Origin of the sequence: Microcoleus sp. Pol12B3 (assembly GCF_036701355.1) — a bacterium.
Lineage (GTDB): Bacteria > Cyanobacteriota > Cyanobacteriia > Cyanobacteriales > Microcoleaceae > Microcoleus.
On the sequence record NZ_JAUBQS010000019.1, the window covers coordinates 91,949 to 117,097 of the forward strand.

Consider the following 25,149-nt stretch of genomic DNA (forward strand, 5'->3'; position numbering starts at 1 on the left):
ATAAAAAAATGTAACGAAAAGTTGGCCTAAATTTGTCGAATTGTGTCATGTGCAGGCTCAAATCGCCTAATGGCAAGCGTTTTCTGGTAAAAATGCTTATGGGATAAAAAAATTCCCGATTCCCGAAAACAGCATCTTAAAGGAGCCTAACCGGATGTTCACTCACGTCAAGCCCACCATTCGCCACGTTGTGCCGGAAAACTTGCAGGGGCGATCGCTCATGAAGGTGGTCTATGTCGTACTGGAACCGCAGTATCAAAGCGCCCTGTCGGCAGCGGTTCGATCGATAAACCAGAAAAATCCGAATTTGGCAATAGAAATCAGCGGCTACCTGATCGAGGAACTTCGCAGCCCGGAAAATTACGAAGCCTTCAAGCGGGATGTGGCGGATGCCAATGTATTTATTGCTTCTCTAATTTTTATCGAAGACTTGGCCGAAAAGGTGGTAGCGGCGGTGGAACCGCTGCGCGACAGCCTGGATGTCGCCGTCGTCTTCCCGTCGATGCCAGGGGTTATGCGACTCAATAAAATGGGCAGTTTCTCGATGGCACAGTTGGGACAAAGCAAAAGTGCGATCGGCGAATTCATGAAAAAACGGAAGGAAAAATCCGGGAGTTCCTTCCAAGACGGAATGCTGAAACTGCTGCAAACTTTGCCGAAAGTGCTGAAATATTTGCCCATCGACAAAGCCCAAGATGCCCGCAACTTCATGCTGAGTTTCCAGTATTGGCTGGGCGGTTCCCAAGAAAACTTGGAAAACTTCTTGCTGATGCTGTCACATAAATATGTATTCAAAGGCCAGGAACAGCTAACTTTTCAAGAACCCGTTGTCTACCCGGACATGGGGATTTGGCATCCTTTAGCACCATCGATGTTTGAGGATGTAAAAGCATATCTCACCTGGTACAATTCCCGCAAAGATATTTCCGCAGACCTCAAAGACCCCCTTGCACTTTGCATCGGTTTAGTGTTGCAGCGCACTCACTTAGTCACCGGAGATGACGCGCACTACGTAGCAATAGTACAGGAATTGGAGGCAATGGGCGCCCGGGTTTTACCCATTTTTGCCGGTGGTTTGGACTTCTCAAAGCCTGTTGAAACTTTTTTCTTGGAAGTTGGGGCGAAAGGTGTCACACCGCTGCCGATCGTTGATGCGGTGGTTTCTCTGACTGGTTTTGCCCTGGTGGGCGGCCCGGCGAAACAAGATCACCCTAAGGCGATCGAGACTTTGAAAAAGCTAAACTGCCCTTACATGGTGGCTTTGCCGCTGGTTTTCCAAACGACGGAAGAGTGGGAAAATAGCGATTTAGGATTGCACCCAATTCAAGTTGCTTTGCAAGTTGCCATTCCTGAGTTGGATGGCGCGATCGAACCGATTATTTTGTCGGGAAGAGATGGCGCAACTGGAAAGGCGATCGCCCTACAAGACCGGATCGAAGCAATTGCCCAGCGCGCCATGAAGTGGGCAATGCTGCGCCGTAAACCAAAATTAGATAAAAAAGTTGCGATCACAGTTTTCAGTTTCCCGCCGGACAAAGGCAACGTCGGAACAGCCGCTTATTTGGACGTTTTCGGCTCGATTTACGAAGTATTGAAAGCCTTAAAAGGTAACGGTTACGACTTGCCAGAATTGCCGGATTCCGCCGAAAAACTGATGCAAGAAGTCATCCACGACGCAACAGCCCAATACCAAAGCCCGGAATTAAATGTTGCTTACCGGATGTCCGTCGCTGAATACGAAGAATTCACTCCTTACTCGGAACGCTTGCAAGAAAATTGGGGCCCGCCTCCGGGACATTTGAACAGCGACGGACAAAATTTGCTGATTTTCGGCAAACATTTCGGCAATGTGTTTATCGGAGTGCAACCTACTTTTGGATACGAAGGCGATCCGATGCGGTTGTTATTCTCTCGTTCCGCCAGCCCGCACCACGGTTTTGCTGCTTACTATACATATTTGGAGCGCATTTGGGGTGCGGATGCGGTGCTGCACTTCGGCACTCACGGTTCCCTAGAATTCATGCCTGGTAAGCAGATGGGAATGTCTGTCGATTGTTATCCCGACAGTTTGATCGGCAAAATTCCTAACCTCTATTATTACGCAGCCAACAATCCCAGCGAGGCAACAATTGCCAAGCGCCGCAGTTATGCTGAAACCATCAGTTATCTGACACCTCCGGCGGAAAATGCTGGTTTGTACAAAGGTTTGCAGGAACTCAGCGAGTTGATTGCTTCCTATCAAACTTTGAAGGATACGGGTCGGGGTGTGGCGATTGTTGATGCGATCGTCGAAAAATGCCGTTTGGTGAATTTGGATAAGGATATCGCCCTACCTCCCGAACAAGAAAGAGGGGTTGCTGCGGGAATGACTGCTGAGGAACGCGACAATTTAGTTGGCTTGGTTTACCGCAAGTTGATGGAGATTGAGTCGCGGTTGTTACCTTGCGGTTTGCATATTATCGGTAAGCCGCCGACTGCGGAAGAGGCGATCGCAACTTTGGTGAATATCGCCAATTTAGACCGCGAGGAAGACAACCTGATCGGCTTGCCGCGAATTATCGCTAACAGTCTGGGACGCGATATCGAAGAAGTTTATACCAACAGCGACAAAGGCATTTTAACGGATGTCGAATTGCTGCAAAAAATCACCTTGGCCTGTCGGGATGCAGTGGGCGCTTTGGTGAAGGAACAAACCGACGCTGAGGGTAGAGTTTCCCTTGTTTCTAAGTTGAATTTCTTCAACATGGGCAAGAAAACACCTTGGATTGATGCGCTGCACGCTGCCGGTTTCAAAAAAATCGATCCAGAACCGATTAAACCGCTGTTTGAGTATCTGGAGTTCTGCTTGCAGCAAGTTTGTGCCGACAACGAATTAGGCGCTTTGTTGCGCGCGTTAGAAGGCGAGTATATTCTGCCTGGTCCCGGTGGCGATCCGATTCGCAACCCGGATGTTTTGCCGACTGGCAAGAATATGCACGCTTTGGACCCGCAGTCAATCCCTACAACGGGGGCGGTTAAGTCTGCAAAGATTGTAGTCGATCGGCTGTTAGAAAGACAGCGCGTTGATAACGGCGGAAATTACCCAGAAACGATCGCCGTTGTGTTGTGGGGAACCGACAACATCAAGACTTACGGCGAATCCCTCGCGCAAGTAATGTGGATGGTGGGAGTGAAGCCAGTTCCCGACGCTTTGGGCCGAGTAAACAAACTCGAATTGCTTTCTTTAGAAGAGTTAGGACGCCCTCGGATCGACGTAGTAATTAACTGTTCCGGCGTATTCCGCGACTTGTTCATCAACCAAATGAATTTGTTAGATAAAGCCGTGAAAATGGCAGCGGAAGCCGACGAACCTTTAGAAATGAACTTCGTCCGCAAACACGCCCTGAAGCAAGCGGAAGAAATGGGAATCAACCTGCGACAAGCAGCAACCCGCGTATTTTCCAATGCTTCTGGTTCCTATTCCTCTAACGTCAACTTGGCGGTGGAAAACAGCACTTGGGAAAGCGAAGCAGAGTTGCAGGAAATGTACTTAACTCGCAAATCATTCGCCTTTTCTTCCGACAATCCGGGAACAATGGAACAAGACAGGCAGATTTTTGAATCATCCTTAAAAACTGCGGAAGTCACCTTCCAGAACTTAGATTCTGCCGAGATTTCCCTAACCGACGTGTCGCACTATTTCGACTCCGATCCGACTAAATTGATCGGCAGTTTGCGCGCAGATGGGAAGAAACCAGCATCCTTTGTTGCTGATACCACCACAGCCAACGCGCAGGTGCGGACGCTATCAGAAACCGTGCGTTTAGATTCGCGGACTAAGCTGCTGAATCCAAAGTGGTACGAGGGGATGTTGTCGCACGGCTATGAAGGCGTGCGGGAGATTTCTAAGCGTCTGGTGAATACGACTGGATGGAGTGCGACGGCGGGCGCTGTGGATAATTGGGTGTATGAAGATGTCAACACTACGTTTATCCAAGATGAGGAGATGCAGAAGCGTTTGCTTAACTTAAATCCTCATTCGTTCCGCAAGATTGTCAGCACTTTGCTTGAGGTGAATGGCCGGGGTTATTGGGAAACTTCGGAGAACAATTTGGATCGTCTGCGTGAACTTTATCAGGAGGTGGAAGACCGGATTGAGGGAGTAGAATAGAGTTAGAGTAGGCATCAATTTGTAGAGACGTTGTATACAACGTCTCTACAAAGCCTTAATTATAGAGATAATGTTAAATCACTATTTTGTGATAATGAAACCTCCCGGTAGACTTTATATTTTTGGTGTATTTACTGTGTAGCTAAATCTGTTATAAGCTATTACCTACAGAAATTTGAAGCCCCAAATTCTGTGGCTTGTCTTACTCTGTCTTTCTCTTCTTCAGACATAAAGGGACATTGAGATTGAGCATTTTGCCATGAAATAACACCTTGAAAAATGGCCTGTGAAGTTGAAACATTACCAGCATTTATGTCGTTTTTGACTCTTGCAACGCAAAAGTCCCCTGCCCCATCTACTTTTTTCCGGACATCGGCAATCTCAGTGTAAGTGACATAGGGACAGTTACGTTGACCATCTAGCGAGGTAATTTGATTTGTAATGATGGCTTCAGCCGTTGTAATCTTTCCCGTACGAATTTGCGACCAAATATCTGTTGAGTCCGTTTTAGGAAGCTGCTCCTCCTGCTTCTCTGGGGAAGGACTTGAGGAAGGACTTGGGGGAGGACTACAGCCATAAATCAGTAATACCAGTATCAGGTAAAATAGTGAATTGTAATAATTTTTTCTACGTTGATTCATCAAAGCTTTGCTCTTTCTGCTACTGGTATTCATAATATTGCCATTCAAATTTAATATTATTTGATAGTACAGTGACTTGCAAGTAGTCTCCGGAATTTATATCTTAATTTATTTTAACATTTCTTAAATTAAAGTTGCAAAATAGATGGAACTCTGATCTTAACCAAAAATGCGATCGCCCTTTTATTCCCAAAGTACGATCGCCCTTATCTTCCCCAAAGTGCAATTAAACTTGACCAGGCAAATCCAAGGCAATTAATAAAGCTTGATTCAGCAGAAGTATTGCTTCATCACTAAGCATTCCTCGTAAACTCAATAAACGAGATTTAGATAATACCCGTACTTGATCTGCCATAGCGATAGAATCGTTGGTTAATCCACCGTCGGGAGCTTTAATTAATACCTGAGTGGGATAAACTCGTTTACCAGTTTGATAAGTAGTGCAGGGAATAGCCAAAACTACAGGGCTATATGTATTGATTGTAGCTCGACTAACGATGATAACAGGACGGGTTCCTCCTTGTTCAGAACCCTCAACAGGCTCAAGTCGAGCATCATAGACTTCTCCCCGGTTCATACAGGAGATTCTCCCAATTGCAACGCTTCCCAACTCGCTACCGCAAACTCAGCCTCCATCTCTAGCACTTGAGCTTGATACTCTGGATCTTGTACCATTTCAATCAGTGCTGCATCAATTTCCGATCGTTTACCCTGAGTTTGGGTTGTTACCCGATCGCGAACCAATGCTGACAATACTTCTAACAGTTGCTGTTGCTCTTCAAGAGTGAGATTTTGAGCCTGACTCAGTACCTCGCTATAAGTAGACATAGATTTTTCATTAAGATTTTTTGCTGATTGTCATTATAGCAATTTAGGATCGAAGGAAGTGCGATCGCCCTGAGCTTCCCCTGCATGGCAATTTAGTTTGGAGGAATGTTGGGAGTAACCTTAATGTTATCACCTACGCTTCAAGCTCAGCACGCTGAGAAAAAAGCTCGACAAAACTATCTGCAAACCGACAGTCAGGCAAGTGAGCGAGGGAATAACCAAACGCAGAGTTTTAGAAGGGTCGAGAGAACCGAAAGCTGTTTCGCTCCAGATAGTTAATGACAAGAACGAGCCAACTATTCCGATTAAAATCAGCGTGACTCCGACAATCAATCCTGTCTCTAGGGTGACATAGCGAAATATTTTGTTGAGTTTGGGGTCTTCGGGCAGAAATTTCTCGCTGATGGCAAAAATCTTAGTGAAAAAAGCGAAAGTTACTGCTTGAAAACCGATGATAATGGCGATCGCAGCATACAGCAGCGTGTGTACATCAAAGCTAATACTACCAATCTTTTGAGTACCAGGTAATAGCCAGATGCCCACAATTAGACCCCAAATTATCAGCGCCACACCCGGATACAAAAACAGCCACCGAGGACTGTAAAGCAGCAGAAATCGTAGATGCCGCCAGCCATCTCGCCAAGTTCGCAAGTGCGGCGGGCGCGAGCGTCCATCGGGAGAAAGTACGGTTGGGACTTCAGTTATCCGCAATGTGTACAGAGATGCTTTGACGACCATTTCGCTAGCAAATTCCATCCCCGTTGTTTGCAAGTCGAGTTTCAAAATTGAGTCTCTCCTAAAACCCCGCAATCCGCAGTGAAAGTCGCCGACTGGACTCGCGAAAAATAACTGCCCAACCCATGTCAGCACCGGATTTCCTAAATATTTGTGCAGCGGCGGCATCGCCCCCGGTTTGATGCCCCCTTGAAAGCGGTTTCCCATTACTAAGTCGAAACCTTCTCGCAATTTTTTGACAAAAAAGCCGAGGTTGGAAAAATTGTAGCTGTCGTCAGCATCGCCCATGATAATATAAACTCCGCGCGCTGCGAGGATGCCTCCCATGAGGGCGCTGCCGTAGCCTTTGGCTGCTACGGGTACGACTCTCGCTCCCATTCTGGTAGCGATATCTTGAGAACCGTCAGTGCTGCCGTTGTCTGCTATGATGACCTCGCCGGCAATATCAAGTTCGCGCAGGGACTTCTGTGCTTTCTTGATGCAGATTTCTAAAGTTTCTGCTTCGTTGAGGCAAGGCATGAGTATCGATAGTTCTAGAGTGTATTCTCCGCTTGGATTGGTCTGCTCTGCCATATATTTGTTCCACTCTCGATCGCGATCGACCCTACTTAATTTTCCCGTATCTCTGCTTAAAATATTAGTGGTGAATCAAACCTAGCAAAACTTAATTAAAGTTTTTCAGGTTTTTGGGAACGGCAATTTGGGATTGTACTATAGGTTAGTAAACTTGTGAATAGAAGCGTTTTTTTGTTATTGCTTGCTGCAATATTGTGCGGCGTCGCAGGTCAATTTAGTCTGAAGGCAGGAGCTAAAATCTTAGGGCCCATTGGCGCTGCTAATCTAATAGAAAAAATTCTAGCAATGGCTACCCAGCCTTTGATTGTATGTGGTCTTTCTTTGTATGCAATTTCTTCCATCGGCTTTATTGTAGTTTTGTCGCGGGCAAACCTTAGCATAGTCTCACCTTTATTGTCAATTAGTTACCTGTTTACTGTTTTAGGTGGCAAACTTATATTTCACGAGCCTTTGCCACCGCTGCGGTTAGTAGGGGTAGCGCTAATTATGACGGGAGTAATTTTTGTACTCAGAGGTCAAGCTGGGGGAGTGACTGGAGGCAACTAGCCACTTTCAAGATTGACGCTGGAGTCCTGAATTGATAACTTAGGTCAAAGGGTGTATTTGAACCTTCTGTTATGAAATGATGCTGCTGTATGTCTAATATTTCTGAGCCTGTGAATGCCTATCAATTTTTGAGCAATCGCACCGCAGTTCTTGCTACAATGCACCAAAAAGAACGGGTAATAGCTCCCGTTTTGGAACGAGAATTGGGCGTCAATATCCTAGTACCTGCGGCGCTTGACACGGACGCATTCGGCACCTTCACCCGAGAAGTTAAACGCTTAGGAACACAAATAGAAGCGGCTCGCCATAAAGCACAAAAAGCCCTAGAAATTGCGGGCGAAACTCTTGCATTTGCCAGCGAAGGTACTTTCGGTCCTCACCCAATGATGCCGTATCTACCAGCTAACAGAGAAATAGTAATTTTATTAGATCGAGCCAACAATCTAGAACTCATCGGCGAGTCTTTCTCCGTTGAAACTAACTACAGTCACCAGTTAGTTTCCAGTATAGAAGAAGCAGATGATTTTGCGAAAAAAGCAGGATTTCCCGAACACGCACTGGTGGTTATAGTTGGCGAAGCTGCACTCGGTAACGGCGAAATTGTCAAGGGCATTAGGACAGAAAAGCAACTTTTTGACGCTGTGGCAGCAGGCTTAAAAAAATCGTCAATCGGCCGAGTTCACATCGAAACAGATATGCGGGCGATGTACAATCCAACTCGGATGAAAAACATCGAAAATGCAACTCTCGATTTAGTTAAAAAATTTAAGCAATTCTGCCCGGAGTGCGGTTGGCCGGGATTCGATATTGCTGAGACGAAAATCGGATTGCCCTGCGAACTTTGCTATTTTCCGACTCAGCTAGTGCGATCGGCAATCTATAAATGCAAAAAGTGCGGTTATACTAAAGAAAAACTATTTCCCGACAGTCGAGAGACTGCCGATCCTGCCCTGTGTCAATATTGCAACCCTTAGAAAAATAATTAATTGCACAAAAATAGTAAAGTTTGCAACAATATTATTGAGAGTTCCCTAATTAAATTCACTAATGATAGCCGTAGAAACAGAACGCAACTGGAAACCCGTTATTAAAGAATTCGAGGCTGTAGTCGGCAAAAATGGCGTCGTACAGCGCCGCGAAGAATTGATTGTCTACGAGTGCGACGGACTCGCGAGCTACCGCCAGCGCCCCGCCGTGGCGGTATTGCCTCGAACTACGGAGGAAGTGGCGCAAGTGGTCAAAATATGCGATCGCAACTCAATTCCCTGGGTTGCTAGAGGCGCAGGCACCGGCCTTTCCGGCGGCGCTTTGCCTGTAGAAAACTGCGTGCTGATTGTCACTGCCCTGATGCGAAAAATCCTGAAAATAGACTTAGAAAATCAGCAAGTAGTCGTGCAACCGGGAGTAATTAATAACTGGGTAACCCAAGCAGTTAGTGGCGCAGGTTTCTACTACGCGCCAGATCCTTCCAGCCAAATTGTTTGTTCGATTGGTGGCAACGTTGCCGAAAATTCTGGCGGCGTTCACTGCCTCAAATACGGAGTCACAACTAATCACGTTTTAGGATTAAAATTGGTAGTTGCGGACGGTTCAATAGTCGATGTCGGCGGCGAAGTTTCCGAAATGCCCGGTTACGATTTAACTGGTGTATTTGTCGGTTCTGAAGGCACTTTAGGAATCGCCACAGAAGTTACTCTGCGAATTCTCAAAGCGCCGGAATCGATTTGCGTTCTCCTAGCGGATTTTTCCAGTATAGAAGCAGCGGGCGAATCAGTTTCGGATATTATCAGCGCTGGCATTATTCCTGGCGGCATGGAAATCATGGACAACATCAGCATCAATGCTGTGGAAGATGTGGTGGCAACTGGATGTTATCCCCGCGATGCGGCAGCAATTTTACTTGTAGAAATCGACGGCTTAGAAGTGGAAGTTGCCACAAACAAACAGCGGATTGCCGACATTTGCAAGCATAACGGAGCACGAAATATCACCACGGCAAGCGACCCGGAAACGCGCCTAAAAATTTGGAAAGGGCGGAAAGCTGCTTTTGCGGCGGCGGGCCATCTCAGCCCGGATTATTACGTGCAAGATGGCGTAATTCCGCGAACGCAAATGGCTTATGTTTTGAAAGAAATTGAGGGTTTGAGCGAGAAATACGGTTATCGAATTGCCAATGTATTTCATGCGGGAGACGGGAATTTACACCCGCTAATTTTGTACGATAACTCGGTAAAAGGTGCGCTGGAAAAGGTGGAAGAATTGGGCGGGGAAATTCTCAGGCTTTGCGTGAAAGTTGGGGGAAGTCTTTCGGGCGAACACGGCATCGGCGCTGACAAGAAGTGTTTTATGCCCGATATGTTTTCGGAGGTAGATTTGGAGACGATGCAGTGGGTACGTCAGGTGTTTAATCCGAAAGGTTTGGCGAATCCTGGGAAGATGTTTCCGACGCCGAAGACTTGCGGCGAAGCGGCGAAGGCTAAGGTTGAAACTTTTAAAAAGTTGGAGGGTGCAGAGGTTTTTTAATTCCCTATTTATGGGGTAAGGTGAGCCGAAAAGCACGTGACAATTTTCTCTACAATGGGGATGCAAAGCCTCTAAGTATGCCTTTCCAGCTAGATTCGGGTAACGAGAAAAAACTATTTTTCTCGTTTTTTAGGAGTGCGATCTTCCCGATCGCTTGTTGGCTTATATATGAAGTTGGTAAGGTGCAGATTGCACATTCCACCCTAATGTGCAATTGGAATTCTGATAGTAAATTCCGTGCCCTTGCCTAATTCCGAAGTACAATGTAATTCGCCTTTGTGTCTTTCTACAATAATTTGGTAGCTAATTGACAAACCCATTCCCGTGCCTTTACCAATAGGTTTGGTAGTAAAAAATGTATCGAATATGCGCTGCTTGACTTCCTCAGTGATTCCCGGCCCGTTGTCGGCAATTTTGATTTCTACAAAATTGCCGACTACTTCCGTGCACATCCTAATCTGGCTGGGATTTTCTGCCATTTCTTGACTGTTTAGCCTCTTGTTCGCATCCTCTAAGGCATCGATCGCATTGCTGAGAATATTCATAAAAACTTGATTTATTGGCCCGGCAAAACACTGAACAGCCGGCAAGTCTCCGTATTGTTTTACAATTTTAATGGGGGGCTTTTCGCCGTTTCCTTTCAAACGGTGATTTAGAATGAGCAGCGTGCTGTCAATACCTTCGTGGAGGTTTACGGGTTTCATCTGCGAATCGTCGTGTCGCGAAAAGTTCCGCAGCGACTGAACTATCTGGCAAATGCGATCGACACCAACGCTCATTGAAGACAGTATTTTAGGTAAATCTTCAGCTAAAAAATCGAGTTCCTTCTCTTTTCTTTCCTGTTGAATTTCGGCGACTGGATTAGGATAGTGCTGTTGGTAAAGTTCGAGGTGGTGAAACAAGTCTTGAGTATAATTTGTGAGATGAGCGAGATTGCCGTAAATGAAGCTGACTGGGTTATTAATTTCGTGAGCTACGCCAGCCAGTAGCAATCCCAAACTAGACATTTTTTCGCTTTGAACTAATTGGGAATTAGTGGCTTTGAGTTCGTTAAGTGTGGTGGCTAGTTGAGCGGCTTGTTCTCTGCTTTGTGCTTCAGAATTATGCAAGGCTTCTTCGGCTTGTTTCCGCTGAGTGATGTCTCTCTGTACACCAATAAAATGAGTTAATTTGCCCATTCGATCGCGCACAGGAGATATTGAGAAACAATTCCAGAACGCGGTTCCATCTTTGCGGTAATTCTTTAATATTACCTTGCACTCGCTTTCTGTTTGCAAGGCTTGGCGAATTATTTCTACTGCCGCCGGATCGGTATCGCTTCCGTGCAAAAATCGGCCGTTTTTTCCAATAATTTCCTGCCGCCGATAACCTGTCATGCTTTCAAATGCGGGATTGCAATAAATAATTGGATTTTCGGGGTCAGTGGCGTCAGAAATCGTAACTCCAGTGCTAGTAGCTGCTATAGCTCGATCGTACAACCAAAGCATTTCTTCTGCGCGTTTGCGATCGGTAATGTCCCGTAGCGTAGCTAAATAAGCCATTTCTCCATCCCATTCCGTTTCCACCACCCGCATTTCTACTACAGCATTTGCTTTTTGCTTGCGAATAGCTTCAACTTCTGTTTGCACGACGCGAGTTCCTGGTGCTTCTGTTTTTCCAACTTGGGGAATAATATCCGTCGCCATCTCAAGGTCGCAAGCTGAAACTTCTACTACTAAATTGCCAAAAAATGCTTGACCTAAAAGTTCATCTGCCGTGCAGTTAAACAGCGCTTCTGCTGACTGGTTGGCAAAACATACAAGTCCTCGCTTGTTAACGATTGCGATGCCGTCAGCATTTTTTTCGATCACATTCCGAAACCGAGATTCGCTAGCTTTCAAATCCTGCTGTAGCTGTTCCATTGCTCGCTCCATCTGCTGCAATTCGCACAGGCTAAGACTATAAGCTTCGGAAATATTTGCCTCGGTCGAATTCTCTGCTCTTGTTTTGGGCATCTGTTGGTAGCCTGTTCTATTGGTCAGATTAGGAGCTGTTTTTTTATGCTTCCTGCTAATATTACTGAGCTTATTTTCTGGATCGGCTTCTTGAAAAAACATATTTCTACCCTACTCAATTATTTTTTACATTAAGGTATTGCGATCGCCCTATTTTCCGGGAAATTTAGGGAGGGAGCAATTTACACCCGATGCTAGCACATTACTTTTAGAATTCATCATAAAACATCGTTAAAATTCAAGAGCGATCGCCATAGATTTATCTATTAAGTTTTATTAAGTAATTTCAACAACATTGACACTTACGTAGCGACACGAACTGTGCAAGCTGGATATGGCTTCAATCCCCCTCGCACTCACAAAATAACCAGTTCCACGCGCAAGTTCTACATATTTAGAAGCCACTGGTTAGTATAAATTATTATATAATTTTGACAAAAAATATGGTTAAAAATAAGCGAACTCATCTTTATTTCATTAAAAATAATCATAATTAGCAATTACCAAATCATCTCCCTGCAGGCAGATGTGATATAGAATATAACCTATCTATTTTTGCGATCGCAACTTCAAACCAATGGCACGTCTAGCACTTCTGAGCACATCCAATAAAAGCGGACTAATCGACTTAGCGCGCAGTCTAGTAGAAGAATTTGAATTTGACATAATTAGTAGTGGCGGGACAGCAACTGCACTCAAAGAAGCAGGCATCCCCGTGACCAAAGTTGCGGAATATACTGGTTCTCCCGAAATTTTGGGAGGGCGAGTCAAAACACTTCACCCGCGAATCCACGGGGGCATTTTAGCACGCCGCGATGTACCGGAAGACCTCGCAGATTTAACAGCAAATCACATTCGGGCGATCGATCTAGTTGTAGTGAATCTGTATCCATTTGAAGAGACAATTTCTAAACCAGGAGTTACTCTAGCCGACGCAATTGAGCAGATAGATATCGGCGGGCCGGCAATGTTGAGAGCTTCCGCCAAAAACCACGCTCATTTGACAGTTTTGTGCGACCCAGAACAGTACAATACTTATTTAAAAGAGCTGCGGGAAAATGGTGGCGAAGCATCCTTAGAGTTTCGGCAAAGATGTGCGCTAGAAACCTTTAAACATACAGCAAACTACGATCGCGCGATCGCAACTTATCTCAGCAGCAGCCAATCCGCTGAAGAATCTTCGCTACCAAAGCAGTTTAATTTATCAGGAAAAGAGTTGCAAACTCTCCGCTACGGCGAAAATCCCCATCAAGCCGCCACCTGGTATCAAAGCGGAAGTACACCGACAGGCTGGACGACTAGCAGCATCCTGCAAGGCAAAGAATTAAGCTACAATAATTTAGTAGATTTAGAAGCAGCAAGGCGGCTGATCGTAGAATTCCCCGACACACCAGCCGCCGCTATTCTGAAGCATACAAATCCTTGCGGTACTGCCTTGGGAACAACTATTTCGGAAGCTTATCAAAAAGCATTCGACACCGATTCAGTCTCAGCTTTCGGCGGCATTGTCGCCCTCAATCGCCCCATTGATGCTGCTACCGCAACGGCGTTAACTCAAACCTTTTTAGAATGTATTGTCGCGCCGGGGTGCGAACCAGAGGCTGAAGAAATTATCAAGAAAAAGGCGAAAGTTCGAGTGTTAATTTTGCCGGACTTGACTCAAGGGCCGCCACAAACTGTTAAAGTTATTGCAGGCGGTTTGCTGGTACAAGACTCAGATAATATAGTAGAAGAAACTAGCAAATGGCGGGTTGTTACTGAGAAACAGCCGACGGCGGGAGAGTGGGAAGAATTGCTCTTTGCTTGGAAAGTAGCGAAACACGTTAAATCAAATGCGATCGTTGTGACGCGCGATCGCACTACAATCGGTGTCGGCGCCGGACAAATGAATCGCGTCGGCTCAGTTAAACTAGCATTAGAACAAGCAGGAGACAAGAGCAAAGGAGCGATTTTGGCCAGTGACGGTTTCTTCCCCTTCGACGATTCAGTCAAAACTGCGGCTGAGGCGGGCATAATTGCGATCGTCCAACCAGGCGGAAGTATGCGCGATCGAGATTCCATCGAAGCAGCCAACCAACTCGGAATCACAATGGTTTTCACTGATATTCGCCACTTCTTGCATTAGGAATAATACCTAAAGCAATTCTCACTTGTGTATTTTATTGGAGGGATACAATAGTGTTTATTGGTCTTAACTTACGTCGGAAATTCTTTGCATCTCTGGTTTTACTCTAAGTCTCGATCCCCCTAAATCCCCCTTCCGGGGGACTTTGAGAAAACCCCTGTCCCCCTTCTTAATGGGAATTTAGAGACTCTTGTCCCCCCCTTTTTTAAGGGGGTTAGGGGGGATCTGGAAGGCTATGACACCAATCAACACTGTTATGTCATACCAAATTCCCAGTTGCGTCCTTCAAAAATTATGACTTACACTCAACCGCAAATTAAACCTCAAGATATAAAAGTCAAAATCCTCCTCACTGGCGGACATCAGTGTACCGTTACGCTCAAATCAGATACACCATTATTGCACAGCCTGATCAAAACATTAGTCGATCGCACTCAACAAACACCCGGTTTTTCCACCTTATTTCAAATCCCTATAGACGGAGGTCGTTCCGCCCTTTCTTTTCCCGGCGAAAACCTAGTCGGATTAGTCACAGAACCCCCAATTTACTTGCAGGAACTGCAACCGCAGCAGCTTGCAACTCCCGTAGAAATTCCCGCCGCAGAAATTCCCACCCCTGCACCGCCTGTCAATGACGAGTTAATATCTCGCTACGCCCAAATAGACAACTTTTTTACCCCTGCAGAAAAGAATAAACTCATCAAATATGTCTTAGCAAAAGAATCAGAATTTGTGAGTACCAGCACCTCAACCAATGCCGAAGATTACCGCCGTTCGATGGTACTCCACTCGTTCCCGGATTTTTCGGAACTGATGGTTAATCGCATCAAAGCAATTCTCCCCGACGTGCTGAAAAGTTTAAATATTCCGTCATTTCCCCTGGGTGAGATAGAAGCTCAGCTAACCATGCACAATGACAACAACTTTTATAAACTTCACAACGACAGTGGCTCGCCAGATACCGCCAGCCGATTTTTTACTTACGTTTACTATTTCTATCGAGAACCCAAGGGTTTTTCAGGTGGCGAGTTGCAGATTTATGACAGCAAAATCGAAAACAATTTTTATGTTGCGGACAAGACATTCAGAACCGTTGAGCCTCGCAATAACAGCATCGTATTTTTTCTAAGTCGCTATATGCACGAAGTTTTGCGAGTTAGCTGTCCCTCAAAAGCTTTTGCTGATAGCCGCTTTACTATTAACGGCTGGGTACGCAAAGCAAATTGAGGTTAATTCATAGTCCTGGATGCAATAATCACCTAATTTTGTCATTCTGAGTAAGGCGAAGAATCTCAATTATTGCCGCCACACTCTTACAGTGCGTAAGTTCCGATATGTGAGCTTCTTCACTTACCAAAGCCTACCCTCAGAATGACAGAATTACCTTACTCAAAACTATTTAACTCTTACTCCAGTGCTCCAGCACTTTTGAGCAATTTCACCACACTAGAATAACCCTTAAACTCAGCCAGCATTAAAGCTGTATAATTTCCCGGATTTTTGTGGTTTAGTTCTGCACCAGCATCAATTAAAATCTTTACTGCATCAGCATAACCCCGATGTGCTGCCCACATTAAAGCGGTTGCGCCCGAATCATCCAGCAAGTTGACATCCGCACCTTTTTCGACTAATAATTGAACGATCGCCACATAACCTCGATCGCACGCCTTCATTAAAGCCGTTTTCCCCAAATCCGCCGGGATATTGGGATCCGCACCACCGTCAAGCAAAGCCTTCACCGTCTCAGTATGTCCGTGAAACGCAGCCAGCGTCAAAGCCGTCTCCCCAAAGTTTTTCGCATTCAGAAACTCAGCCCGATTTGAGTTTACTTTTTGCAGCAAAGCCGATACGATCGCACTATGGCCGTGAACAGCCGCCACCAGTAAAGGCGTATCGCCCAACCGATTTCTCGAACCGACACTAGCACGTCGGTTTAAGAGCAATTCCACCACATCTTCGCAGCCTTCAACCACCGCAAAATTCAAAGCAGTTTCATCATCTTTATCCTTAGCGTCGATATCCGCGCCGGCATCGAGTAAGATATGAGCGATCGGCACATTTCCCCCAGCAGCAGCGGCCATCAAAGCCGTGCCCCCATCTCCATTTTTCACATTCGGATTAGCACCCGCACCCAGCAAAGTTTGCACCACATCAGTATTGCCGGAATCCGCAGCCAAAGTTAAAGCAGTTTCTCCGTTTTTGTCGGGAATTTCGACATCAGCACCAGCAGTCAACAGCGCCTCGACAACAGCCAAATTTCCCACCGTCGCAGCCAGCATCAAAGCAGTTTTGCTCTCTAGATTTTTAACATTAGCATCCGCCCCACAATTGAGCAAAATTCGCACAATTTCAGCGCTTCCTTGACGGACAGCTAAAAACAGCATAGAATTTTCAGCAACAGCACCCGCATCCACCAAAGCTTTGACAATAGCTTCGTGACCCGATAAAGCAGCTATTTTCAGAGCTGAATCTCCATCTTTATCTCGCACATTTACATCAGCATTAGCATCAAGTAACATCCGCACAACATTGATATCGCCCTTGAGACAAGCCGCCATCAAAGCTGTACTTCCATCATCATTTTTAGCATTAACATCCGCACCCGCCGCCAGCAACAGCCGCACAGAGTCAGCCTGTTTGTGAGCCGCCGCCAGCATCAAAGCCGTTAGCCCAAAACGCCTGCTCACCTGGTTGACATTAGCGTCCTTGTTTAGTAGAGTACGCACGATTTCTGTATAGCCCTTTTGGGCAGCAAACATCAAAGCCGTCGTCCCCTCAGAGTCTTTGGCGTTAGCGTCAACTCCCTTAGCGAGTAAAGCTTGGACGTGAATAATGTTGCCAGTCTTGGCGGCTTGAATCAATACAGCGTCTTGTTTAGTGGCAGGCATAATAGTCTCTCATCCCGTATATTTTTACCGTCGCACGAGACGGCCTGACTGGTATGCTAAGTTTTATGAAGTATGTTTGCTAATCCTCAGAACACTATGAATCTCGAAATTCCTCAGTCAGTGAAAGTTTGGAGCCAATTCTTCCACCCAGTTTTAATGTGGGTACTGCTGGCCATCTCATTTTATGCTTTGTATCTCGGCCTGCAAATCCGACGTACCAGAAGCGCGGAAGGCGAAGTCAAAAAAGAGTTAATTAAGGGCAAATTCAACATCAAGCATCACCAGATGGGTTCTTTGCTGCTAGCCTTGATGGTAACGGGTGCAGTGGGCGGAATGGCTGTCACCTACATCAACAACGGCAAACTATTTGTCGGCCCGCACTTGCTAGCAGGGTTGGGAATGACGGCAATAATTGCGATCGCAGCCTCGCTGACTCCTTTGATGCAAAAAGGCAATGATTTGGCGAGAAACACTCACATCTTTCTGAATGTTGTGCTCTTGGGGCTGTTTGGCTGGCAAGCGGTAACAGGCGTGGAAATCCTGCAAAGAATTATCAGCAAAATGTGATACTTTGGGTAAAGTTGCTAATTGCTAATCGCCCCAAGGCAATTAGCAATTAGCAATTAAATTGTCATATTTATTAGGAACTTTTTTATTGACAATTGACAGATTGACTTTATCAATGCTATAATTAGCATTGAGGTTAAAGAAAATCAATGGTTTGTAATATTTTTTTATTACCAGTGTTGCTAGTCTATTCAAATATGACGTAGTGTAAAACCGTTCGTTACCCTCTTTTTAAAGTAAAGGTAATATTAATGTATGGAGTAAGTACCACCTGACATGAAACTACCTGATTATCAACGAGTAATTTATCACCGAACTCCTTTGATAGAGGTTGTGGGGCAAGTACGCTTTCCTACAATTCTAAAAATTAACAATCAAGAGCCTTTTGAATTTCAGGATAAAGTCCGTTTTGATTACCCCATTTTTCAACAGTCGCAGTCTCTAAACATCCCTCCTGAGATAGCGGCCTTAGTTCCACAAATAGGTTCACTTGTGCCACAGCATACTAACTATAATTTTCTCTCGGAAAATTCAAAGTGGCAGTTGTCTTTAAACCGAGACACCCTAAGTTTAGCGACCTTTGAATACAGGCAATATGAAGAATTTAAAGAGAAATTTACCAAAGCAGTTAACATTTTTGAACAGATATATAATCCCTCTTTTTACATTAGATTAGGGTTAAGATATAGGGATTTGATACTTCGCTCCAAATTGAAAATTGACGATAAAGACCAACCTTGGTCAGAATTAATCAGTCCACAAATTGCTTCTGAGCTGCGTAGTAGCGAGTGGTCTGACTCGATTAGGACTTTAGTAAAAAATTTGGAAATTCAAATAGAAGGAGGTAGAGTTAATTTTAATCACGGTTTAGTGATAGCACAAGACCCGTCACAAGCTAATTTTCAAGAACCTGGTTATTTGTTTGATGCCGATTTTTTCTTAGAAGGTAAAATAAACAAGGAGGATATTTGGAATGTCTTTGATAACTTCAATCGAACGGGAGGAAAGCTATTCCGGTGGAGTATTACAGATAAACTCCACGCGGCAATGGAGCCTCAACCAATTGAGTAAGATGCCAGTAACTCTTTCAAGCCAAACTTATATTATCAGAACGTCGTACAAAGATATTTTGCCAGCTAATTCTCCTATTATGATAGGAGCCAAAAATATTGTACCGGATTTATCTGTTAAAGTAGAAGTTAATTCTCAACCATCTCACCGGATAATTAACTTTTTAAAATGCCTGTCTATTTTGATTAGTTTGCCTGAAAATGCTTTACAAAAATCCGTCTATCAATTAGAAACTATAAGGGATACTATCGAGCAAGAATATGTATTTTTGCAGCCAGTAGACTTACAGCAGATTGCAGATAAATATTCTTCATTCCCCCACATTGCCTCTTTAGTTGGTAATTTAGAAAAGGATTATGAAAGCCTTTATTCTAATTGTCCTAAAACGATTAAGACGGCAGAAAAGCTTATTGATAAACTACATTCAATAGCCTTAAAAAATAATTGGTGGTGGCACGCTCCTCTGCTAAACATTAGTGTTGATAATGAAATTGTCTTGGAGTGGTGGAATCTCGGAAAAAAAATTACACTCTATGTTAAGGAGGAAGTAATAGACTATATAAAAGTTTGGGGTGCCGACATAGAGAATGAAATGGAAGATGGTTCAATTAGTTTGAATGATGATTTAATAGATGTATGGCAGTGGATAGGTAGTTAAATATCCTTCAGTTCAACATGACACAAGATTTTGTAGCGAATGAAGAGGTGTTGTATAGATGCGTATTCTATGATAGAAACTTGTATCAGATTCAAGGAAATAGGGCTACCATTTCAACACAGGCATTTACCGATCGAGCGATGTGTCCCTCTGTTGATAGGGCTAGTTTATGCGGGAATAACCCCTGTTATTCTCAAAAAGATGAAAAAGACGCGGTAGTTAGTTTAATTACTAAAGATGTGAGGCTCATTGACAGTGTTATTCAGAATAATCCTAAAGGCGAACCAGAATTTACTTACAAAATTGATGTTTTAGCTCGAGCTACTGAAGAAAATCCTGCCCATGCACAAATTGAACCAAGCCCAGAGTATAGAAATAAGACACCATTTAGAAAACTTTTAGAGCGTTTAGCTTATTTAGCTAATCAGCGCGAGTGGGAAATAGAGCCCTACGAATTGCGGCAACTGAAAGAGTAATAGCTGAAATTGCTGTGTGAGGAGGTCAGCTATTTTTACCAACTTACCGGATCAATACAGTAGTTCTTTCACCAACATTAAGCGCTTCGGCTCCTCAGCCAAAAACGTCGGATCTTGCTGCGGAAGTGCTTTCAAAGCCTATCACCCCACATCTAACAAAAATTAAAAAAGGCGGCACCCAGATTTGAACTGGGGGTGGAGGTTTTGCAGACCTCTGCCTTACCACTTGGCTATGCCGCCGTCACGTCTGAAATTTGACGTTTTCTTATAGTACACCAAATCTCGAAAATTTTAACATACCTGTCAAAAATTTCGTAAAGGGCAGCTATCCAGATCGCGCGTGGGTTCCCCAAAGGTAGGGAATCGCCCTTTTTTCCCATATCCCCAAAACCCTTGTGGGAAGGTACTCTAGAACTATAGCAACGACCCGCAACACCAGCCATGACACCAGTTTCTCCCCTACTCGTCGCCCAAATCACCGACACTCACTTGTTTGCAGAGATCGATCGAGAATGGAAAGGCCTCTCAACAGCCCGCACCCTCCAAGCAGTTCTCGATCGCTTGCAACAGATACAGCCGCCGCCCGACTTACTCCTACTCACAGGCGACTTGTCCCAAGACGAAACACCCGAATCCTACCAGCGCCTAGTCTCCCTCATCGCCTCCCTCGGAATACCCGCCTACTGGATACCTGGGAACCACGACAACATCTCAGTCATGGCAGAAATCTTAAATCAACCGCCTCTTTCCCCAGAAAAATCATGGATGCTAGGAAACTGGCAATTTCTATTACTATCGAGTGTGGAAGCCGGATGCGACGGCGGGCGGCTTTCCCCAGAAAGCTTGCATTGGCTCGACTCTCAACTGCAACAAACAGGCGATCGACCTGTTATCATTGCCTTGCACCATCATCCTTTGCTGATCGACTCTGAAATAATGGATGGAATGATGCTGCACAATGCCGATGAATTTTTGGCAATTGTCGATCGATACCCTCAAATCAAAATCGTTCTCTGTGGCCACATTCACCAAGAATTTCAACAACAGCGGGGGTCAGTTACCTACTTGGGGACACCCAGCACCTGCATCCAACTTTTACCCAAAAGCCATCCGATTATCCTTGACGAAATCCCGCCCGGATTTAGATTGCTTGAATTGGCGATCGACGGTACTTGGAACACCAGAGTTGAGCGAGTTGGTGCAAAGTCGCCACCAAATTAATATTTTTTAGTCTGCCTAAAATTACTATCAAATTTACATTCTGTTGTCAATACATCAACAGATAGATTTTTTTTAGCAGCCCCATCTTTTATGATATTTATTAACCATAGATTGCAGACATACGTAAACTAGCGAGCTACGAACATTTATGTCGATCGCAATTTAAAAAAACAGGAAAAACTAAATATATGTCTCAACTCAATGGCGTGATGATGCAGTATTTCCACTGGTACAGCCCCGACGACGGCAGCCTGTGGAATCAGCTAGCGAAATCTGCAAAAGATTTAGCCAAAATAGGGGTTACATCCCTGTGGTTGCCACCCGCCTATAAAGGAACTGGCGGCGGCATGGATGTGGGTTACGGCGTCTACGACTTATTCGATTTAGGCGAGTTCGACCAAAAAGGGTCGGTACGCACGAAATACGGCACAAAAGATGAGTATTTGGCCGCGATTAAAGCTGCCCAAGATGCAGGAATTCGGATTTATGCCGATGTTGTCTTCAACCACAAATTAGGTGCCGATGCAGAAGAAGAAGCCGAAGCCACACCCTTCAATCCCGACAACCGGAATGACACCGTAGGCGAATATCAAAAAATCAAAGCTTGGACGCATTTTACCTTCCCCGGACGTGACAAAAAATATTCTAGTATGGAGTGGCATTGGTGGCATTTTGACGCCATTGATTACAACGTTTACAACACAGAAACCCATGCCATTTACCTGCTAAAAGGCAAAGAATTCGATGGAGGAGTAGACTTAGAAAAAGGTAATTTTGACTACCTCATGGGTTGCGATTTAGATATGGACAACCCAGAAGTCAGCGGGGAGTTAAAATACTGGGGTGAGTGGTATGTCGATACAACAAACGTTGACGGCTTTCGCTTCGATGCCGTCAAACACGTTAAAGCAGAATTTTTCCAAGAATGGTTGGAACACGTTCGCCACTATGCCCAACGCGACCTATTTGCCGTCGGTGAATATTGGTCTTATGAAGTGGAAGCTTTGCACTACTTCATCCAAGCAACGGATGGTAAAGTCTCCTTATTTGACGCACCCCTCCATTACAACTTCCACGCTGCTAGCAAAGCCGGCAATAGCTACGACTTGCGAACAATTTTTGATAACACCCTCGTCCAACAGCAACCAACCCTCGCCGTTACCTTGGTTGACAACCATGATTCTCAACCATTACAATCCCTAGAATCTGTTGTCGAGGCTTGGTTTAAACCTCTTGCGTACGCTTTAATCTTGCTGCGAAGCGAAGGATATCCGTGCATTTTTTACCCGGACTATTATGGCGCCAACTATAAGGATACAGCAAACGATGGCAACGAATACGAGATTTGGTTAGACAAACATCAGTTTATTCTCGATAAATTCTTGTTCGCGCGCCAAACTTATTCCTACGGCAATCAGTACGATTACTTCGACCACGCCAATACCATTGGCTGGACGCGACTCGGAGATGAAGAACATCCGGGCGGCATGGCTGTGGTACTCAGTAACGGAGGCGATGGCACCAAGTTTATGGAAGTCGGACAACCGAATCGAACTTATATTGACATCACCGAACACATCAAAGAACCAATCACAACGAATGACGATGGTTGGGCTGATTTTCGGTGTAACGCCGGTTCTGTTTCGGTCTGGGTGCCACAGCCGTAGGAACTGCGTTAAAATTGACGTACTCCTCAGCCTAAAGTAGGGTGTGCACTGCACACCTTACCGCTATAATTAGTACATTAAACCACTTTTTACTTTCATGATTTTGATGACGAAAAGTTGTTTGTAGTGAGAACTAAAGTCTTCTCTCTAGTATTATTTTTATGCTCTGCGATAGCGCAAAAAAGTTATTTATATAAAAAATTATGAAACTTTCAGAAAAAGTTGCCGTTATTACCGGCGGTGGGTCGGGAATTGGTCATGCAGCAGCAATTTTAATGGCTAAGGAAGGCGCAAAAGTTGCTATTATCGATCACATTTTGGAAACGGGGCAAGAAACCGTCCGCCAGTTGGTCAAGGAAGGAGGCTGCGGGCTGGCTATTGCCGCAGATGTTGGAGATTCTCAGCAAATGCAAAAAGCGTTTCAAACAATTTTTGACAAATATCAAAGAATTGATATTTTGTTTGCAAATGCGGGTATTAACGGTGTATGGTCGCCGATAGAGGAGATAGAACCCGATGAGTGGGATCGGACAATTAACACCAACCTTAGAGGAACATTTTTGGCTGTTAAGTATGCTGTTCCTCATCTGAAAAAACAAGGAGGTTCAATTGTAATTACATCATCGATTAATGGCACCAGAAGTTTCAGGAAAGTTGGTGCCACGGCCTATGCTTGTTCAAAAGCTGCCCAAGTAGCCTTTGCAAAAATGCTGGCGCTAGAACTCGCAGCCTGCCAAATTAGAGTCAATGTGATCTGTCCGGGCGGTGTACTGACTGCCATTGAAGAAAGCACCGTTAAGCGCCATCTCGATCGCATTCCAGTCGCGCCTGATTCCATTCAAGACATGATTCCTTTGACGGATAATACCGCAGGTTCTAGCGAAGAAGTCGCCCAATTAGTGTTATTTCTGGTATCACAGTCCTCCAGCTTTATCACAGGTACTGAAGTCTGGATTGATGGTGGCGGTTCTTTGATTTAAAATCTCAATAGTTTATTTTTATCACTCGGCGGTTGAAACCGCTTCTTGTCAAACGAAGTCCGCCTGCGCAGACTAAGAAATAAGAATTTCTAATGACTAACTCTCCATTGTTTAACAGCCGTTTGCAATGTCTGCGGCAGCCACTTATCGTACTGAGGATAAACAGGCAAACGCTGCACAAGTTGCCATCCCGATACTGCTAAAATTTTTGTTAAAGTTTGGTGTTGCAAGTGAGGATAATCGGGATTAACTTCATCCCGCGGCCCAATTCCTCCTAAATCACTAGAACCTGCTTCTAAACAAGCCAGCAATATGTCTGGCTGTGCAACTAAATTGGGCGGAATTTGTAGGGCAATTTCATCAGGTAAAATGCTGCGGGCGATAGCAATTACTTCCGGCATTTTTGTAGCATTAAAAACTTCACCGTCCCAACTTTGCTGATTTCCCGGACTGTGTGGCTGCAGGATAACTTCTTGAATGTGATTGTAACGCGAATGAATGCGGGCGATCGCCTCTAATGTCTCCACCCAATCGGCCTCACTTTCCCCAATTCCCAGCAGCAAACCAGTGGTAAACGGAATCTTCAATTCCCCAGCCCATTCTAACTGTTGCAGCCGCAGCGCCGGAACTTTACTCGGTGCGTGTCGGTGAACAGTTTGTAACAAATGTGGGGCAAGCTGTTCTAGCATCAGCCCCATCGATACATTCACCTCTTTTAACTGTGCCATCTCCTCAAAGCTGAGCGGCCCCACATTAGTATGCGGCAAAAATCCCAGAGCAAGTGCCAGTTCGCACAAATCGTAAATCCGTTGCAACCAAGCTTTTCGCCGTTGACTGTGAGGATGTACCTCGCCGCTGAGGATCAGAATTTCAATTACACCTTGAGTTTGCAGCAGCAAAAGCTGTTTTTCGGCTTCTGGTACTGTCAGCCAAGGACTTTGCAAGGGTTCGGCCCGAAAATTGCAATAGGTGCAGCGGTTAAAACACTCGTAAGTAGGAACCAGAGTATAAGCAGGGCTGTAGGTGACGGTGCGGGACATTCGTTGGGACTTTTATCGATTGGACTTACGCAACAACATATATCTGTGCAGTGCGAGTTTTGCGGTTGGCGATCGCCGACCTTCATCTATCTTAACACTGACGCAAGCCCGGAATTTCGTCGCCCAGGTAGATTATGAGTATTCTGCATTTGTGGGCGATCGTCCACAAAGTCCACCTTCTGCTTTTAAAAACCCCACAAAGCAAGCTTTCCAGGCTGACATAAGCTCTGGTTATATTTTTTATAAAAAAAACTGTGCTTAGAAGCCCTTTACAAACTGAAATAAAAGCTTTATGTTTATTTACATGGCGGAACACAAAGCCGTCACGAACATTGAAAACCAAATAAAGCAATCATAAACAAATGACAACAACCTTACAGCAGCGCGAAAGCGCCAACGTCTGGGAACGCTTTTGTGAGTGGGTCACAAGCACAGACAACCGCATTTACATCGGTTGGTTCGG

Annotated in this window: 20 protein-coding genes and 1 tRNA gene; 13 read left to right on the forward strand and 8 right to left on the reverse strand. The window is 44.9% G+C overall.

What is annotated here, in order from left to right; all coding sequences use genetic code 11:
- Positions 1-154: 154 nt before the first annotated feature.
- Positions 155-4,150 (forward strand): magnesium chelatase subunit H, encoded by a 3,996-nt coding sequence (locus tag QUA53_RS12195; protein ID WP_333097472.1) that lies wholly within the window; start codon positions 155-157, stop codon positions 4,148-4,150.
- A 161-nt stretch (positions 4,151-4,311) separates the two neighbouring features.
- Here the strand turns inward: QUA53_RS12195 and QUA53_RS12200 are convergent, their stop codons facing one another.
- The 4 genes from QUA53_RS12200 to QUA53_RS12215 all read right to left on the reverse strand — a co-directional run bounded on the left by QUA53_RS12200 (position 4,312) and on the right by QUA53_RS12215 (position 6,927).
- On the reverse strand, positions 4,312-4,824 hold the full coding sequence (locus QUA53_RS12200) for a hypothetical protein (protein ID WP_333097470.1): 513 nt from the start codon (positions 4,822-4,824) through the stop codon (positions 4,312-4,314).
- 193 nt (positions 4,825-5,017) lie between these two features.
- The gene (locus QUA53_RS12205; protein ID WP_190739752.1) at positions 5,018-5,368 is read right to left on the reverse strand and encodes a type II toxin-antitoxin system PemK/MazF family toxin; all 351 of its coding nucleotides are present in this window, start codon (positions 5,366-5,368) and stop codon (positions 5,018-5,020) included.
- Entirely contained in the window at positions 5,365-5,619 is a 255-nt protein-coding gene (locus tag QUA53_RS12210) for a hypothetical protein (protein ID WP_333097469.1), read from the reverse strand. The genes QUA53_RS12205 and QUA53_RS12210 overlap by 4 nt, the downstream gene beginning before the upstream one ends.
- Before the next feature lie 129 nt (positions 5,620-5,748).
- A complete protein-coding gene (locus tag QUA53_RS12215) occupies positions 5,749-6,927 on the reverse strand; it encodes a glycosyltransferase family 2 protein (RefSeq protein WP_333097467.1) in 1,179 nt (392 codons plus the stop codon).
- 156 nt (positions 6,928-7,083) lie between these two features.
- Between QUA53_RS12215 and QUA53_RS12220 the strand changes: the two genes are divergently transcribed.
- From QUA53_RS12220 to glcD, 3 genes are all read left to right on the forward strand, one after another.
- On the forward strand, positions 7,084-7,476 hold the full coding sequence (locus QUA53_RS12220; RefSeq protein ID WP_333097466.1) for a transporter: 393 nt from the start codon (positions 7,084-7,086) through the stop codon (positions 7,474-7,476).
- Between the two features lie 89 nt (positions 7,477-7,565).
- Positions 7,566-8,450 (forward strand): DUF6671 family protein, encoded by an 885-nt coding sequence (locus QUA53_RS12225; RefSeq protein ID WP_333097464.1) that lies wholly within the window; start codon positions 7,566-7,568, stop codon positions 8,448-8,450.
- 73 nt (positions 8,451-8,523) lie between these two features.
- Entirely contained in the window at positions 8,524-9,999 is a 1,476-nt protein-coding gene (gene glcD / locus QUA53_RS12230) for a glycolate oxidase subunit GlcD (protein WP_333097463.1), read from the forward strand.
- Between the two features lie 203 nt (positions 10,000-10,202).
- Here the strand turns inward: glcD and QUA53_RS12235 are convergent, their stop codons facing one another.
- Positions 10,203-12,095, reverse strand: a complete 1,893-nt coding sequence (locus tag QUA53_RS12235) for a PAS domain S-box protein (protein WP_333097462.1) — start codon at positions 12,093-12,095, stop codon at positions 10,203-10,205.
- Between the two features lie 475 nt (positions 12,096-12,570).
- On the opposite strand from QUA53_RS12235, the gene purH reads away from it, so the two are divergent.
- Both purH and QUA53_RS12245 read left to right on the forward strand, forming a co-directional pair.
- Positions 12,571-14,118 carry a bifunctional phosphoribosylaminoimidazolecarboxamide formyltransferase/IMP cyclohydrolase gene (gene purH / locus QUA53_RS12240; RefSeq protein WP_333097460.1) on the forward strand — a complete coding sequence of 516 codons (1,548 nt, stop codon included), beginning with the start codon at positions 12,571-12,573 and terminating at the stop codon, positions 14,116-14,118.
- Positions 14,119-14,412: 294 nt separating this feature from the next.
- Complete coding sequence (locus QUA53_RS12245; protein WP_333097457.1) at positions 14,413-15,345, forward strand: 2OG-Fe(II) oxygenase; 933 nt, start codon at positions 14,413-14,415, stop codon at positions 15,343-15,345.
- Positions 15,346-15,524: 179 nt separating this feature from the next.
- Here QUA53_RS12245 and QUA53_RS12250 read toward each other — a convergent pair whose 3' ends face one another.
- Positions 15,525-17,006: an ankyrin repeat domain-containing protein gene (locus QUA53_RS12250; RefSeq protein WP_333097455.1), complete on the reverse strand. Its 1,482-nt coding sequence runs from the start codon at positions 17,004-17,006 to the stop codon at positions 15,525-15,527.
- Between the two features lie 96 nt (positions 17,007-17,102).
- Between QUA53_RS12250 and QUA53_RS12255 the strand changes: the two genes are divergently transcribed.
- From QUA53_RS12255 to QUA53_RS12270, 4 genes are all read left to right on the forward strand, one after another.
- On the forward strand, positions 17,103-17,573 hold the full coding sequence (locus tag QUA53_RS12255) for a DUF4079 domain-containing protein (RefSeq protein WP_333097454.1): 471 nt from the start codon (positions 17,103-17,105) through the stop codon (positions 17,571-17,573).
- Positions 17,574-17,849: 276 nt separating this feature from the next.
- Complete coding sequence (locus tag QUA53_RS12260; protein ID WP_333097452.1) at positions 17,850-18,644, forward strand: TIGR04255 family protein; 795 nt, start codon at positions 17,850-17,852, stop codon at positions 18,642-18,644.
- Between the two features lie 58 nt (positions 18,645-18,702).
- Entirely contained in the window at positions 18,703-19,302 is a 600-nt protein-coding gene (locus QUA53_RS12265) for a hypothetical protein (RefSeq protein WP_333248865.1), read from the forward strand.
- Positions 19,303-19,319: 17 nt separating this feature from the next.
- Positions 19,320-19,778 carry a hypothetical protein gene (locus QUA53_RS12270; RefSeq protein ID WP_333097448.1) on the forward strand — a complete coding sequence of 153 codons (459 nt, stop codon included), beginning with the start codon at positions 19,320-19,322 and terminating at the stop codon, positions 19,776-19,778.
- A 169-nt stretch (positions 19,779-19,947) separates the two neighbouring features.
- Here the strand turns inward: QUA53_RS12270 and QUA53_RS12275 are convergent.
- Positions 19,948-20,018, reverse strand: a tRNA-Cys gene (locus QUA53_RS12275).
- Between the two features lie 201 nt (positions 20,019-20,219).
- Between QUA53_RS12275 and cpdA the strand changes: the two genes are divergently transcribed.
- From cpdA to QUA53_RS12290, 3 genes are all read left to right on the forward strand, one after another.
- A complete protein-coding gene (gene cpdA / locus QUA53_RS12280; RefSeq protein ID WP_333097447.1) occupies positions 20,220-20,999 on the forward strand; it encodes a 3',5'-cyclic-AMP phosphodiesterase in 780 nt (259 codons plus the stop codon).
- Positions 21,000-21,187: 188 nt separating this feature from the next.
- Complete coding sequence (locus QUA53_RS12285) at positions 21,188-22,666, forward strand: alpha-amylase (RefSeq protein WP_333085424.1); 1,479 nt, start codon at positions 21,188-21,190, stop codon at positions 22,664-22,666.
- 203 nt (positions 22,667-22,869) lie between these two features.
- A complete protein-coding gene (locus QUA53_RS12290; RefSeq protein WP_333097446.1) occupies positions 22,870-23,646 on the forward strand; it encodes an SDR family NAD(P)-dependent oxidoreductase in 777 nt (258 codons plus the stop codon).
- Positions 23,647-23,735: 89 nt separating this feature from the next.
- Here the strand turns inward: QUA53_RS12290 and cofG are convergent, their stop codons facing one another.
- Positions 23,736-24,686: a 7,8-didemethyl-8-hydroxy-5-deazariboflavin synthase subunit CofG gene (cofG, locus tag QUA53_RS12295; protein WP_333097444.1), complete on the reverse strand. Its 951-nt coding sequence runs from the start codon at positions 24,684-24,686 to the stop codon at positions 23,736-23,738.
- Positions 24,687-25,149 lie beyond the last annotated feature (463 nt).